This window comes from Pseudonocardia sulfidoxydans NBRC 16205 (genome assembly GCF_007989085.1).
GTDB classification, from domain to species: domain Bacteria; phylum Actinomycetota; class Actinomycetes; order Mycobacteriales; family Pseudonocardiaceae; genus Pseudonocardia; species Pseudonocardia sulfidoxydans.
Genome location: NZ_BJVJ01000019.1, coordinates 48,757 through 61,758, shown reverse-complemented (window position 1 = coordinate 61,758; position 13,002 = coordinate 48,757). Strand labels below are relative to the sequence as shown.

At 71.7% G+C, this 13,002-nt stretch carries 15 protein-coding genes; 10 read left to right on the top strand and 5 right to left on the bottom strand.

The window, feature by feature from the left end; genetic code table 11:
• Positions 1-13: 13 nt before the first annotated feature.
• Genes PSU4_RS12040 through PSU4_RS12030 form a run of 3 tightly spaced genes read right to left on the bottom strand, consistent with a single transcriptional unit; the run spans position 14 to position 2,736 of the window.
• Positions 14-1,336, bottom strand: a complete 1,323-nt coding sequence (locus PSU4_RS12040) for an FMN-binding glutamate synthase family protein (protein WP_147106587.1) — start codon at positions 1,334-1,336, stop codon at positions 14-16.
• A gap of 30 nt (positions 1,337-1,366) precedes the next feature.
• Entirely contained in the window at positions 1,367-2,068 is a 702-nt protein-coding gene (locus PSU4_RS12035; protein ID WP_147106584.1) for a GltB/FmdC/FwdC-like GXGXG domain-containing protein, read from the bottom strand.
• Entirely contained in the window at positions 2,056-2,736 is a 681-nt protein-coding gene (locus PSU4_RS12030) for a class II glutamine amidotransferase domain-containing protein (protein WP_147106581.1), read from the bottom strand. The genes PSU4_RS12035 and PSU4_RS12030 overlap by 13 nt, the downstream gene beginning before the upstream one ends.
• A gap of 195 nt (positions 2,737-2,931) precedes the next feature.
• Between PSU4_RS12030 and PSU4_RS12025 the strand changes: the two genes are divergently transcribed.
• Complete coding sequence (locus PSU4_RS12025; protein WP_147106577.1) at positions 2,932-3,663, top strand: FadR/GntR family transcriptional regulator; 732 nt, start codon at positions 2,932-2,934, stop codon at positions 3,661-3,663.
• Here the strand turns inward: PSU4_RS12025 and PSU4_RS12020 are convergent.
• Both PSU4_RS12020 and PSU4_RS12015 read right to left on the bottom strand, forming a co-directional pair.
• The gene (locus PSU4_RS12020) at positions 3,656-4,399 is read right to left on the bottom strand and encodes an IclR family transcriptional regulator (protein ID WP_147106574.1); all 744 of its coding nucleotides are present in this window, start codon (positions 4,397-4,399) and stop codon (positions 3,656-3,658) included. The genes PSU4_RS12025 and PSU4_RS12020 overlap by 8 nt on opposite strands.
• Entirely contained in the window at positions 4,396-5,856 is a 1,461-nt protein-coding gene (locus tag PSU4_RS12015) for an APC family permease (protein WP_186816890.1), read from the bottom strand. The genes PSU4_RS12020 and PSU4_RS12015 overlap by 4 nt, the downstream gene beginning before the upstream one ends.
• 481 nt (positions 5,857-6,337) lie before the next feature.
• On the opposite strand from PSU4_RS12015, the gene PSU4_RS12010 reads away from it, so the two are divergent.
• From PSU4_RS12010 to PSU4_RS11970, 9 genes are all read left to right on the top strand, one after another.
• Positions 6,338-6,637 carry a hypothetical protein gene (locus PSU4_RS12010; protein ID WP_147106569.1) on the top strand — a complete coding sequence of 100 codons (300 nt, stop codon included), beginning with the start codon at positions 6,338-6,340 and terminating at the stop codon, positions 6,635-6,637.
• A 4-nt stretch (positions 6,638-6,641) separates the two neighbouring features.
• The gene (locus PSU4_RS12005) at positions 6,642-7,061 is read left to right on the top strand and encodes a hypothetical protein (protein WP_147106566.1); all 420 of its coding nucleotides are present in this window, start codon (positions 6,642-6,644) and stop codon (positions 7,059-7,061) included.
• A complete protein-coding gene (locus tag PSU4_RS12000; protein WP_147106563.1) occupies positions 7,058-7,255 on the top strand; it encodes a hypothetical protein in 198 nt (65 codons plus the stop codon). The genes PSU4_RS12005 and PSU4_RS12000 overlap by 4 nt, the downstream gene beginning before the upstream one ends.
• On the top strand, positions 7,252-8,706 hold the full coding sequence (locus PSU4_RS11995; protein ID WP_147106560.1) for an APC family permease: 1,455 nt from the start codon (positions 7,252-7,254) through the stop codon (positions 8,704-8,706). The genes PSU4_RS12000 and PSU4_RS11995 overlap by 4 nt, the downstream gene beginning before the upstream one ends.
• Positions 8,696-9,379: a hypothetical protein gene (locus PSU4_RS11990; protein ID WP_147106556.1), complete on the top strand. Its 684-nt coding sequence runs from the start codon at positions 8,696-8,698 to the stop codon at positions 9,377-9,379. Before PSU4_RS11995 ends, PSU4_RS11990 begins: the two co-directional genes overlap by 11 nt.
• The gene (locus tag PSU4_RS11985) at positions 9,376-9,642 is read left to right on the top strand and encodes a hypothetical protein (RefSeq protein WP_147106553.1); all 267 of its coding nucleotides are present in this window, start codon (positions 9,376-9,378) and stop codon (positions 9,640-9,642) included. The genes PSU4_RS11990 and PSU4_RS11985 overlap by 4 nt, the downstream gene beginning before the upstream one ends.
• 117 nt (positions 9,643-9,759) lie before the next feature.
• Positions 9,760-10,068, top strand: a complete 309-nt coding sequence (locus PSU4_RS11980; RefSeq protein WP_147106550.1) for a hypothetical protein — start codon at positions 9,760-9,762, stop codon at positions 10,066-10,068.
• A gap of 259 nt (positions 10,069-10,327) precedes the next feature.
• Entirely contained in the window at positions 10,328-11,263 is a 936-nt protein-coding gene (locus PSU4_RS11975; protein ID WP_147106547.1) for a siderophore-interacting protein, read from the top strand.
• Between the two features lie 106 nt (positions 11,264-11,369).
• Positions 11,370-12,971 (top strand): Na+/H+ antiporter, encoded by a 1,602-nt coding sequence (locus PSU4_RS11970; RefSeq protein ID WP_147106544.1) that lies wholly within the window; start codon positions 11,370-11,372, stop codon positions 12,969-12,971.
• The last annotated feature ends 31 nt before the right edge of the window (positions 12,972-13,002 follow it).

Sequence of the window (13,002 nt, the reverse complement as noted above, 5' to 3'; positions counted from 1 at the left end):
TGAAGAGCGAGTACTAGAAGCCTTGACCGGGGATCCACGAGGTGCCGGCGAGTGGCACCCGGGCCATCGCCGCGGCCTCGATCGTCAGCGCGACGAGGTCCTCGGGCTCCAGGTTGCGCAGGTGCGCCTTCCCGCAGGCCCGCGCGAGGGTCTGCGCCTCCAACGTCAGTACCCGCAGATAGTTGGCGACGCGGCGGCCGCCCTCGACCGGGTCGAGCCGCGCCGAGAGCTCCGGGTCCTGCGTGGTGATCCCGGCGGGGTCGCGCCCGTCCTGGTAGTCGTCGTAGTAGCCCGGCGCCGAGCCGATCTTCGCGTACTCGTCGGCGTAGCGGGGGTGGTTGTCGCCCAGCGCGATCAGCGCGGCGGTGCCGATCGCGACGGCGTCGGCGCCCAGCGCCATCGCCTTCGCGACGTCGGCGCCGGTGCGGATGCCGCCGGAGACGATCAGCTGCACCTTGCGGTGCAGGCCCAGCTCCGCGAGCGCCTGCACGGCCTGCGGGATCGCGGCCAGCGTCGGGATTCCGACGTGCTCGATGAACACCTCCTGGGTGGCGGCGGTGCCGCCCTGCATCCCGTCGACGACCACGACGTCGGCGCCCGCGGCGACCGCGAGCTTCACGTCGTAGTAGGTGCGGGTGGCGCCGACCTTGATGTAGATCGGTTTCTGCCAGTCGGTGATCTCGCGCAGCTCGAGGATCTTGATCGTCAGGTCGTCCGGGCCCGTCCAGTCGGGGTGGCGGCACGCGCTGCGCTGGTCGATCCCGGCGGGCAGGGTGCGCATGCCGGCGACGCGGTCGCTGATCTTCTGCCCGAGCAGCATGCCGCCACCGCCGGGCTTGGCGCCCTGGCCCAGCACGATCTCGATCGCGTCGGCCGAGCGCAGGTCGTCGGGGTTCATCCCGTAGCGCGAGGGCAGGTACTGGTAGACGAGGTTCTTGGACTGGCCGCGTTCCTCGGGGGTCATCCCGCCGTCGCCGGTGGTGGTCGAGGTGCCGACCTCCGTGGCGCCGCGGCCCAGCGCCTCCTTGGCCTGCGCGGACAGGGCGCCGAAGCTCATCCCGGCGATCGTGACCGGGATGTCGAGGTGCAGCGGGTTGCGCGCGTGCCGGTCGCCGAGGACGACGTCGGTGTCGCAGCGCTCGCGGTAGCCCTCCAGCGGGTAGCGCGACATGCTCGCGCCCAGCAGCAGCAGGTCGTCGAAGTGCGGGACGGCGCGCTTGGCGCCCCAGCCGCGGATGTCGTAGACGCCGGTCTCGGCGGCCCGCTGGATGCCGGCGATGGTGGCGCGGTCGAACGTGGCGGACTCGCGCAGCCCGGCCTGGGTGGGATCGGTCATCGAAGGCTCCCTGGGAACGTCGGGCGCGGGTCAGTAGGCGGCCGAGTTGTGGGCGGCGAAGTGGTAGAGCCGGCGGGCCGAGCCGAAGCGGCGGAACTGCGAGACGTCGTGGTCCATGCCCGCGGCGGCGAGCAGCTCGGTCAGCTCGGCGACGTGCTCGTCGCGCATCTGTTTCTCGACGCAGTCCGAACCCAGCGACGCGACGCTGCCGCGGACGTAGAGCCGCGCCTCGTAGATCGAGTCGCCCAGGCCCTCCCCGGCGTCCCCGCACACGACCAGCCGGCCGGCCTGGGCCATGAACGCGCTCATCGGCCCGACGTTGCCGCCCACCACGATGTCGACGCCCTTCATCGAGATCCCGCACCGCATCGACGCGCTGCCCTCGATCACGAGCAGACCGCCGTGCGCGGTGGCCCCGGCGGACTGCGACGCGTCGCCCCTGACCCGCACCGAGCCCGACATCATGTTCTCCGCGACGCCGGTGCCGACGTTGCCGTGCACGACGATGTCGGCGTGCATGTTCATCCCGGCGCAGTAGTAGCCGGCCGGGCCGTGGATCTCGACGTCGATCTCGTCGCGCAGGCCGACCGCGATGGCCTCCGCACCGCGGGGGTTGTGCACCTCGTAGCGCCGTGCCGTCGGGGCGTGCAGCTCGGCGTTCAGCTCGCGGATCGAGCTGGTGGCGAGGTCGATCTTCAGCTCCTGGGTGATCCCGGCGTTCAGCGCGACCATGCGTAGACCCTCTCCGGCTCGGGCTCGACGATCCGGGCGTCGGTGATCCCCGGCAGCTCGGCCAGGGCGTGGTACTCCGAGGCCATCGCAACGTAGTCGGTGGTCTCGGCGATCACGGCAGGCTTGCAGGCGAACGAGTCGCGCAACACCGCGAACTGGGTCGCGGTGGTCACGAGCAGGGTGAAGAACCCGTCGAACTCCTTGAGCACCATCCGCATGGCGTCCTCGAGGTCGGCGCCGCGCGCGATCTCGCGACCGATGAACCGCGCCGCGACCTCGGAGTCGTTGTCGGTGGTGCAGGTGATCCCGTCGAAGGCCAGGTTCCGGCGCACCGACGCGTGGTTGGAGAACGAGCCGTTGTGCACCAACGCGAGACCGGGCGCCGGGGTGAACGGGTGCGCGTGCTCGGGGGTGATCGCCGACTCGGTGGCCATCCGGGTGTGCCCGACGGCCTGGTAGCCGCTGCGCGAGGCGATGTCGTGCGCGGCGCAGATGTCGCGGGGCAGCCCCACGTCCTTGACGACGTGCATGCCCGTGTCGTCGTAGAGCGCGAGACCGGCGCTGTCCGGGCCGCGTGAGGTCATCGCCTCGATCATCGGCACGAAGAGCCGACCGAGCTCCGGCTGCAGCGCGGGGTTCTTCAGGTGCAGTCCGACGATGCCGCACATGTGCCACCGCCTCCTTCCGACGTGGGAGCCGGACTCGCGTGGACGACGTCCTCGTCGACGAGTGCCCGGGAAAGGTTTTGGTGCAAGGTATAGACCTTGTACCTTTGTAGGGCACCATCCCTGGCCACCGATGTCAAGGGCGTCCGGCGCAGCCGCCGACGAGGGTGCCGGGGAGAGGCGGTTACCGTGGAATCCATGGCGAACGGGGTCACCACGCAGACGTTGACGGAGGTCGTCGCCGACCACCTCCGGCGTCTGATCCACCTGGGCGAGGTGGGGCCCGGCGACCGGTTGCCGGCCGAACGCGAGCTGGCCGAACAGCTCGGGATCGCGCGCCTGAGCCTGCGCGAGGCGCTCAAGACGCTGCAGAACGACGGGTACGTCGAGGTCCGCCGCGGCGCACGGGGCGGCACCTACGTCACCGAGCTGGAGGTGCCCGTCGCCCGCTGGCGCGCCCGGATGCGCACCGTGTCCGGCGAGTTCGACGACATCATCGACTTCCGCATCGGCCTGGAGACCGAGACCGCACGCCTCGCCGCGGCCCGCCGCGCACCCGAGGACCTCGCGGCCGTCCGGGCGACGATCGAGGACCTCACCGTCGCCCACGACCGCACGGCGTTCCGGCTGGCCGACTCCCGGTTCCACGCCTCCCTCGCGCGCGCGGCCCGCAGCTCCCGGCTCGGCGCGGCCGTCGAGTCGACCCGCGCGGAGCTGTTCAACACCCATGACCTGCTCCCGTTCATCGACCCCGTACAGGAGTCGGTCGACGACCACGAGACGGTGTTCCGGGCCGTCGAGAAGGGCGACGTCGACGCCGCGGCCGCCGCCATGCGCGACCACATCGAGCACACCCGCACACAGCTGCGGGCGATCGTCTTCGCGACGGAGCCGCCGTCGCCGGAGTCCTTCGGGACCACCGTCAGCTGATCAGGTCCGACAACAGCTTCGCCGCCTCCATCGTCGCCCCGATCTGCTCGGTCATCACCGACGCGCGCGCCGCCGGCCCGGCCAGGCACAGTGCGCCCACGACATCGCCGCCACGGCTGCGGATCGGCGTGGCGCAGCAGGCGATCCCGTCGGTCAGCTCGCCGCGCTGGTGCGCGACGTCGGTGCGGCGCACCTGCGCGAGCTCGGCGTCGAGCACGTCCGGATCGATGATCGTGTGCTCGGTCAGCTGTCGCAGGTGCGGCAGCGCCTGGCGCCAGTCCGGCAGGTGCGCGAGCAGCAGCTTCCCCGCCGCCGAGGCGTGCGGATGGCGCAGCAGGTCGTGCTCGGAGTGCAGCGGCCGGTCGGGGTCCTGGTCGCCCACCCGGACCGTGTCGCCCAGGTAGATCATCAGATGCACCCCGAACCGGATGCGTCCCCGCAGCTCCTCCAGCACGTCGCGGGCGGCCGACGGCACGAACGGCGACACCGCCGCCGTCACGATCTCGTCCATCTTGCGGCCGATGGCGAAGCCGCGCAGGTCGTCGACGCGGACCAGGAACTCGCTGGCCGTCAACGTGTTCAGCAGCCGGTAGCAGGTCGCGGGCGGCATCCCGACGAACGCCGCGAGCTCCTTCGCGGTCACACCCGTGCCCAGCCGTGCGACGCCCTCGACGAGCCGCATCGCCCCGTCGATCGGCGCGGGTGGCCTGCCCCGCCCCAGTGGCCCCGACGTCACCGGAAGATCCCTCGCTGCGCTCCCCGGGAGACGTCCGAGGCGATCGTCTCGTCGTACACGCCGACGGCCGCCAGCCGCGCGGGTGCTCGTCGCCGGAACACCAGCGCGAGGCAGCCGCTGCCGAACAGCACGGCCAGGAACACCGAGACGAGCACCGGTTGTTCGCTGAACGTCTGCACGATCGCGAGCGCGATGATCACCGTCAGCAGCAGGGCCGCGGTGACCGAGACGATCCAGCTCGCCCTGGTCGCCTCGCCGATGCGCCGCAGGAACAGCGGTGTCGCGACGCAGACGACGACGTAGGTGCCCAGGTAGCCCAGCGCGGACAGGGTGAGCAGGTCGGCCAGCGCGTGTTGTTGCGCGCCGGCCAGGATCAGGACGAAGGGCGTCACGACGACCGGGGGCAGCACGACGGCCAGGGCGCGCGACGGCGTGCGGTAGCGGGGATGGGTGTGGCCCAGCCCGCGGGGGACCACCCCTTCGCGGCCCATGCAGAACAGCACCCTGACCAGCGCATTCAACGACGCGAGTGCACAGCTGAACCACGACGCCGCGATGGCCAGGTCGAGCACGATCGACATGACCATCGGCTCGTGCAGCGAGACGAGGTCGGTCACCGGCGTGACCTCGTGGGTGATCGTCGGCGACGGCATCGCCACCGACTGCACGAGGCTGGAGAACACGTAGAGCACGCCGGCGGCGGGCACGGTCCAGCGGACGGCGCGCGGCACCGACTCCAGCGGCTTGGCCGCCTCGACGCTCAGCGTCGTCGCGCTCTCGAAACCGATGAACGCGCTGATCGCGATGACGATGCCGACCGCGAGCGGGCGGATGTCGGGCTTCCACGCGAGCACCGCCGACAGGTCGGCCGTGGGCAGCACGACGACGAACAGCATGATCAGCACGACGAGCACCAGCAGGATCGACACCGACTCGACGAGCAGCGTGACCCGCGCCGACAGCCGGATCCCGGCGACGAGGATGACGCCGACCGTCACCCCGGCCACGAGCACGAACCCGGCGGCCAGCGGGGGACCGATCGACGCCGGCGCGCCGAGGCGTTGGGCCAGGTCGGCCAGGTAGAGGCCGACGGCGAGCAGACCCGCCATGGCCACGACCGCGTAGCCGAGCAGCGCGGACCAGCCCGTGACGAGCGCGCCGCCGGGATGCAGGGCCCGCGCGCTGTAGCTGTAGAGCCCGCCCGGAGCGCGCATCCGGCAGGCGAACTGCTGGATGCACCAGCTGACGAGCATGCACACGACCGTCGTGCAGACGAACGCGAGCAGCGCGCCCGGTCCGGTCGCCCCCAGGACGATCGCCGGGATGATCGCGGCGGCGCCGCTCGGGGCCACGGCGGCGACCGACTGCGCGAGCACGGGCAGCGGTCCGAGGCGTCGTCGGTCGAGCCCGGTCACCGACGACCGGGTGGGCAGCTCGGGGCGAGCGACACCGTGCATCCGCACCTGCCTTTCTGCCGTCGGTGACCGGCACGAGCGGAGCGAGCGTACTTGCCGGAACGGCCGGCGGCACATTACAGGCATGTTTCGCAGGGTGGGAAAAGATGCGCCGACAATTCTCGCGTGGATTCGTGTCACAGGGTTGGCAGCGGGGGGTCCGGTCTCTACTGTCGAGGCACGCGGAGCGCCGCCGATCTCATTTCGCGGTTGCCTGGCATTGTCGGCCCGGAGCTGCACGGGAAACGACCGGGTCACGCCATTCCTTCATCGTCGAAGGGGGACGTCCATGAGTCGGGAAACGTGTTTCCACCATTCGGTGGACTCGTCGTAGCGGGGTCGGACACGTCCGTCACCAGCAGACAGCCGCCGCTCCCGCGGGTGTGGAACAGGTCGTGAGGCCGCCACGTCCGCTTCCCGGCGGATTCGACGAGCGGTGTTCGAATTCGTTGTGCGAACACCGCACCATCCTCACGGAGTCGCCGTGCCCGCATCCCTCGATTCACGTATGGCCGCGTTGGCGCGCCGGGACCGAATTCTCGCGATCACCTTCACCGTTCTCATGTGGGTGGTCCTGGTCTTCGTGTTCTTCGCCGCCACCTCGGTCGCTCCCACGCCCGCGATCACGGTCGTCCTCGCCGTGGCCACCCTGCTGCTCGGGGTGTTCAACACGGCGTCGTTGCTCGCGCTGCTCACGCGGTACGCGGCCAACCGCGACCTGATCTACCGGCCCGACGTCATGCACCTCGACCAGCTCCGTGCCGCGCGCGGGAAGCAGGACTGATCCCATGGCCGAGTACCAGCCCCCCGAGCAGGGCCGGCGCGGACAGCTCGTCGACGCCGCGACCATCCTCGTCCTGCTGTTCGCCACCCTGTTCGTGACGACGTTCCTGGTGCAGGACACCGCGTCCGGCGGTGACGCCGCCGCGGCGGAGCGACCCGTCGCCGAGATGCCGGTCAACCCGACCGAACGCGAGCAGTACCAGGCCCTCATCGACTCCGGGACCACCGACCTCGCCACCGTCAACGCCGCGATCGACGCGCACACCGACAGGGAGGACAAGTACGCGATCAACGTCTGGGCGCTGCTGGGCACGGCGGCGCTGCTGGCGATCTACCTGGCCTTCGTCTACCGCACCTCGTTCCGGGAGTACCGCGAGGTCATCGAGGAGCGGTTCGGGCCGAGCGAACGGGAGCCGACGTCATGACCACCGCGAGCATCCTCAACCTCCTCGCCTGGGTCGTCAGCGCGGTGATCGCCGCCTGGCTGATCCACGACGTCGTCCGCGTCTCGCGCAACCACGACGAGAAGGACCTGATCAACGCCGCGGAGATGTTCGACGATCTCGACCCGCAGGCCGCCGCCCCCGCCGCGCCGTCCACGAAGGAGGACGGCCGATGACAACCGCGGGCGAGTCGGGTGCCCCCACCGTCGCGACGCAGACGCCCGGGCACCACGCACCGGCGCTGCGCAAAGTGTTGTCGCCCATGCACATCTGGGCTCTCGGTGTGGGCATCGTCCTCGTCGGCGAGTTCATGGGCTGGAACTTCTCGGTGGAGAAGGGCGGCATGTACGGAGCGCTGGTCGCCGCCTGGTTCGTCGGCCTGCTCTACACGTGCATCGTGATGATCAACTCCGAGGTCACCTCGGCGATCCCGGCCGCGGGCGGCCAGTACGCGCAGGCCAAGCACACGGTCGGCCCGCTGATGGCGTTCAACGTCGGGCTCTACCTGACGCTGGCCTACACGATGCTCGAGGCCGCCAACGCCAACGTCCTCAGCTACCTGCTCAGCCAGCTGTCGTCACTGACCGGCAGCTCGGAGGAGCTGTCGCCGTACGCGTTCGCGACGCTCGCGATCATGGCGCTGGCCTGGCTCAACTACCGCGGCGTCTTCGCGGCGCTCTCGCTCAACTTCGTCATCACCGGGTTCGCGTTCGTCACGATCATCGTGCTGTTCTTCGGCGTCTCCGGCTGGAACCCCGCCGTCTCGCTGCACCTCGACGGCCTGATCGGCAGCCTCGACAACGGCCTGCCCTACGGCTGGATAGGGGTCATCGCCGCGTTCCAGTTCGGGATGTGGTTCTACCTCGGCATCGAGGGCACCGCGCAGGCCGCGGAGGAGTGCCGGTCGGCGTCGCGGTCGGTCCCGATCGGCAGCATGGCCGGGATCATGACGCTGATCATCGCCGCCGGCCTCACCTGGTACGTCTGCGCGGGCCTGCTCCCGTGGCACTACCTCGGTGTGTCGATCACGCCGCTGTTCGACGCCGCGCGCGTCAGCGGCAGCGGTGTGCTCGTGCTCCTGCTGCTGCTCGGCACCCTGTTCGCGACGATCGCGTCGGCCAACGGCTGCATCAACGACGCCTCGCGCGCCTGGTTCTCGATGAGCCGCGACCGCTACCTGCCGGCCTGGTTCAGCGCGGTCCATCCGCGGTACCACACGCCGTTCCGCTCGGTCGTGTTCCTGGTGCCGATCGCGATCGCGTTCGCGCTGCTGCCGGTGCTGCTGAACCAGCCGACGCTGCTCGCCACCGTCATCACGTTCTCGATCCTGTCCGGCCTGCTGACCTACAGCTTCATGGGCCCCAACTTCATCCGGTTCCGCAAGCTCTGGCCGATGGGCACGATCACCCGTGGCTACGTCCTGCCGCTGCACCCCGCACCGGCGATCGCGCTGCTCCTGCTGTCGGGCATCGTCTTCTTCGCGACGTTCCTCGGCTACGGCACGGCGCTGCTCTCGCTGCTCGCGTTCTACCTGCTCGCGTCGATCTGGTTCGTCCGACGCCGATACAGATACGTCAAACGCGGCGCCCAGTTCACCGCCGACCTGCCCCGGCCCCGTGGCTACTGAGCAGGCCGTCACCCTGACGCTGGCCGCGCTGGTGGTGGCCGCGGTGGCCTGCAGGGAGGTCCGTCGATCGCGGGCCGAACGGGTCGCACGCGACGGCCTGTTCGACGCGGTCGTGTGGATGCTCACCGACGCCCACGTCAGCACCGGAGGCGGCCGCCACCCCGTCCTCACCGGGTCCCACGACGGGCACCCGGTGCGGGCGGAGGTCGTCGTCGACAGCCTCACGCTCCGCAAGCTGCCGCTGCTGTGGCTCGTCGTCACCGTGTCCCGGCCGGTCACCGTCGACGCGACGGTCGACGTCCTGACCCGTCCCAACGGGACGGAGGTGTTCTCGCGCAACGCCTGCCTGGCCCACCGGCTGCCCACCCCGGACGACTTCCCGGTGCCCGCCCGCATCGCGGCGTCACGTGCCGTCGGGCTGCCCGGACCCGCGCTCGCGGCGCTCGGGGAACTCGCGAGCGACGACCGGGTCAAGGAGGTCGAGGCCGGACCCGCCGGTGTCCGCGTCGTGTACCGGTTGGCCGAGGCCGACCAGACCCGCTACCGGGCCGGGCGCCGCGTCGACTTCGGGATGCCCACCCTCACGCCGCTCACGCTGGCGGCCCTGCTCACGGGCCTCGACACCCTCGCCTCGGCCTGTGCCACGAACCCGACCCGGGAGTACATCCGATGACATCCCGCCGGCCCCTGCTCGTCCTCGCGGCTGCGATCGTGGCGCCCGGGGCGGGTCACGTCCTCAACCGGACCCCCGTCCGCGGCTTGATGTTCGTCTTCTACATCCTGCTGCTCGGCGTGGTCACCTACCACCTGACGACACCCGACCACTCGATGATCGGACGCCTCGCCGGCGGGCTGTTCGTCTACGCGATCAGCATCATGGACGCCTACCGGACCGCAGCCCTGCGTGCGGCGCCACGACCGGCGAGCCAGGTCTGACGACCGGTCCGGCGACGCACGCGCGGGACCATCGGCCCTCCCCGGACCCCGCCGGGAGGGCCACGCTGTGACCCGCTGTCCGCTCGGACCCGAGCCCGACGAGAACGGAGGTCAGTGATGAGTGTGATCGTGATCGTGGAGTTCCCCGGTGCCCGTGTCGACGCGTTCACCGCTGCCTACCAGCGGAACGCGGAGACGATGACGGCCATCACCGCCGACGGGCGGAGCAAGGGCGCGCTGCACCACATGTTCGTCGAGAACGAGAACGGCGACGTCATGGCCGTCGACGAGTGGGAGACGCGCGAGCAGTTCGACGCGTTCTTCGCCGCGCAGGACGACATCCGGAAGGTCATCGCCGAGGTCGGCCTCTCGGGTCCGCCCCGCACGACGAGCTACCGCGTCATCGGGACCGCCGACAGCTTCTGAGCCCGACTGTCCTGAGCCCGACTGTCCTGAGCCCGACGGTCCTGAGTCCGGCTGTCCTGAGTCCGGCCACATCGGAGGGCGTCCGCGCGGGGAGGGCCGCGGCGGGCGCCCTCCGGGGTGCACGCGCACCCGCGAACCGGGCGCACGTCACACTGCGCGGGCGCGCAACGTAGGGCAGGCTCACCAAATCAGAATGTCGATGCACGGTCGGGAGCCCGGAGGAGCGGGTGCCGTGCACGGCCCGATCGACAGGAGTGAGATGAGCCGCGACCTCGATCGCGACCGGCGCCGCCACCGTGATCTGCTCGCCGAGGTGCTGGCCGGGTCATCGGCCGCCAAGGTGGCCTACCTCATCGGCATCCGCCGCGTCGAGGTGCTGCGCACCGCTCCGCTGGGCTCGGGTCTGCGGCGGCTGACGTTGGGCGGCCCCGGGCTGGCGGGGTTCGTGAGCCACGTCCCCGACGAGCACGTGCGCGTCGTCTTCCCGGATCCCGACGGCACCCTGCGGCTGCCGGAGCAGGACGGGACGGGGCTGCGGTGGCCCAGGCCGTCCCCGCCGTCGCGCGAGTACACCGTGCGTCGCCACGATCCCGACGCGCTCGAGCTCGATCTCGACGTCGCGCTGCACGGCAACGGTGTCGGTGCGACCTGGGCGGCGACCGCGGCACCCGGGGACCTCGTCCACGTCGCCGGACCACCCGGCGGCCTCGCCGTACCGGGCTCCTACGACCGCTACCTGCTCGCCGGCGACATCACCGCGTTGCCCGCGATCGCGCGGTCGCTGGAGCGGATGGGTCGTGACGCGCGCGGCTGGGCGGTGATCGAGGTCGCCGACGCCTCCGAGGAGACGGAGCTGTCGGCGCCACCGGGTGTCGAGGTGCGGTGGGTGCACCGGGGCGACGCCGCGCCGGGCCTCGACGACACCTGGGTGCGGACGGTGCTCTCGATCGCGGTACCGCAGGACGCGCGGGTCCACGTCTGGATCGCGGGGGAGGCCGCCGCGGTGAAACCGTTGCGCCGCTGGGCCCGCGACGTGCTGGGCGTGCCGCGTGTCGACTGCAGCATCACCGGCTACTGGAAGCGCGGCACCGCCGCCTTCGACGACGACCACGACCACGACCACGACGACGACCACGACCACGACGACGACCACGACCACGACGCCGACCACGACGACGCCGACCACGTTCGGTGACGACCCCGGCCCACCCCTGACCCGGGCCCCGCCACGGTCGCACCCCGAACCGCGACCGACCGCCGCCGCGGGTGTCCACAGGCCGCCGGCGGGGTAACGCGCCCAGGTGCCCGCGCAGGTTCTGCTCGTCGTCGCCGTCCTCGCGGCAGGGGTCGTCGTCGGGCGGTTGGTCAGCCGGCGCACCGGACTGCCCGAGGCGGCGGTGTTCGTCCTGCTGGGCGTCGGCGCCGCGTTCGTGCCCGGGGTGGAGGCGCTGCGGCTGTCGCCGGACTTCGTGCTGCTCGTCTTCCTGCCCCCGCTCATCTACTACGCCGCGTTCTTCAGCGACCTGCGCGAGACCGTGCGGCACCTCGTCCCGGTGGTCGGTCAGGCCGTCGGGCTGGTCGTCGCCACCGCGTTCGCCGTGGCCGCGACCCTGCTCGCGGTGTTCCCCGATGTCGGGTGGGCGGCGGCGATCGCGTTCGGGGCGGCGGTGGCGCCCCCGGATCCCGTCGCCGCGGGGTCGGTGCTCCGCCGGTTCGGGGTGCCGCGGCGGATGGCCACCGTGCTGGAGGCCGAGGGGCTGGTCAACGACGGCGTCGCACTCACCCTGTTCGCCGTGGCGGTCGGCGCGGTCGGGGCGGCGACGACCACCGGTGAGGTGGGGCTCGCGCTGCTCGTCGAGGTGGGCGGCGGGATCGGGCTGGGGCTCGTCGTCGGGTTCGTCGCGGCGGCGGTGCGGCGACGGATCCGCGACATCGCCGTGCAGGTGCTGCTGTCGCTGCTGGTGCCGTACCTGGCGTTCGTGCCCGCGCAGCAGGTGCACGCCTCCGGGGTGCTCGCGACCGTCACCGCCGCCGTCTGGCTCGGGGTGCGTGGCCGGGGCCTCGTCGAACCGACGGTCCGGCTGCACGCCGAGACGTTCTGGCGCGTCCCCAACACGCTGCTCGTCGCGCTGCTGTTCGTCCTGCTCGGCGTCCAGGTGCCGACGGTGTTCCGGGGCATCGAGGGCCAGGCCGTCCGGCCTGTCGTCGGCGCGGCGGTGGCGGTCACGGTGGTCGTGGTCGTCGTGCGGCTCGCGTGGGTGCTGGGGGCCGCGCCGCTGGTGTCGCTGCTGCCGGTGCGCGAGGAGGCGGTCGGGCAGATGCCGTGGCGGGAGCGGCTCGCGGTCGGCTGGTGCGGGCCGCGGGGCGCCGTCTCGCTCGCGGTCGTGCTGTCGCTGCCGTTGACGACCCCCGACGGTGCGCCCTTCCCGCGGCGCGACCTGCTGGTGTTCCTCACCGTCGTCGTCGTGCTGGTGACGCTCGTCGGGCAGACGCTGCCGCTGGCGCTGCTGCTGCGTGCGCTGGACCTGCGTCCGGGCGCGCGGGAACGGACCGAGTCGGTGCGGGCCCGGCAGGCCGCCGTCGACGCGGCGTTGCGCGAGCTCGACGGGGTCGCCGAGCGGGAGGAGCCGGTGCCGCCGGGTGTCGACGAGCTGCGGCAGGTGCTGGAGCTTCGGCGCGACCACCTGCGTGACCGGCTCGACGGCTCCGGTGACGGCGACCGCGACGGCCTCCGGTCGGGCGGGTCGTTCGACGTGCGCGCCCTGCGGTTGCGGCTGATCGAGGTCGAGCGGGCGGCGCTGCGGCGGATGCACGACGAGGGCGAGATCGGCCGGGAGACGGTGGTGGAGATCAGCCGCGAGCTCGACCTGGACGAGGCGCAGCTGCGGCAGCGCCGTCACTGACGACGACGCCCAGCGCGACGAGGACGCGTGC

Bases quoted from the DNA above. Each gene is read 5' to 3' on its own strand.
- PSU4_RS11985 (WP_147106553.1), top strand. From the start codon at position 9,376: ATGACATCCCGCCGGCCCCTGCTCGTCCTCGCGGCTGCGATCGTGGCG.
- PSU4_RS12015 (WP_186816890.1), bottom strand. From the start codon at position 5,856: ATGCACGGTGTCGCTCGCCCCGAGCTGCCCACCCGGTCGTCGGTGACC.
- PSU4_RS12035 (WP_147106584.1), bottom strand. From the start codon at position 2,068: ATGGTCGCGCTGAACGCCGGGATCACCCAGGAGCTGAAGATCGACCTC.
- PSU4_RS11980 (WP_147106550.1), top strand. From the start codon at position 9,760: ATGAGTGTGATCGTGATCGTGGAGTTCCCCGGTGCCCGTGTCGACGCG.
- PSU4_RS12000 (WP_147106563.1), top strand. From the start codon at position 7,058: ATGACCACCGCGAGCATCCTCAACCTCCTCGCCTGGGTCGTCAGCGCG.
- PSU4_RS12005 (WP_147106566.1), top strand. From the start codon at position 6,642: ATGGCCGAGTACCAGCCCCCCGAGCAGGGCCGGCGCGGACAGCTCGTC.
- PSU4_RS11975 (WP_147106547.1), top strand. From the start codon at position 10,328: ATGAGCCGCGACCTCGATCGCGACCGGCGCCGCCACCGTGATCTGCTC.
- PSU4_RS11995 (WP_147106560.1), top strand. From the start codon at position 7,252: ATGACAACCGCGGGCGAGTCGGGTGCCCCCACCGTCGCGACGCAGACG.
- PSU4_RS12040 (WP_147106587.1), bottom strand. From the start codon at position 1,336: ATGACCGATCCCACCCAGGCCGGGCTGCGCGAGTCCGCCACGTTCGAC.
- PSU4_RS12025 (WP_147106577.1), top strand. From the start codon at position 2,932: ATGGCGAACGGGGTCACCACGCAGACGTTGACGGAGGTCGTCGCCGAC.
- PSU4_RS12030 (WP_147106581.1), bottom strand. From the start codon at position 2,736: ATGTGCGGCATCGTCGGACTGCACCTGAAGAACCCCGCGCTGCAGCCG.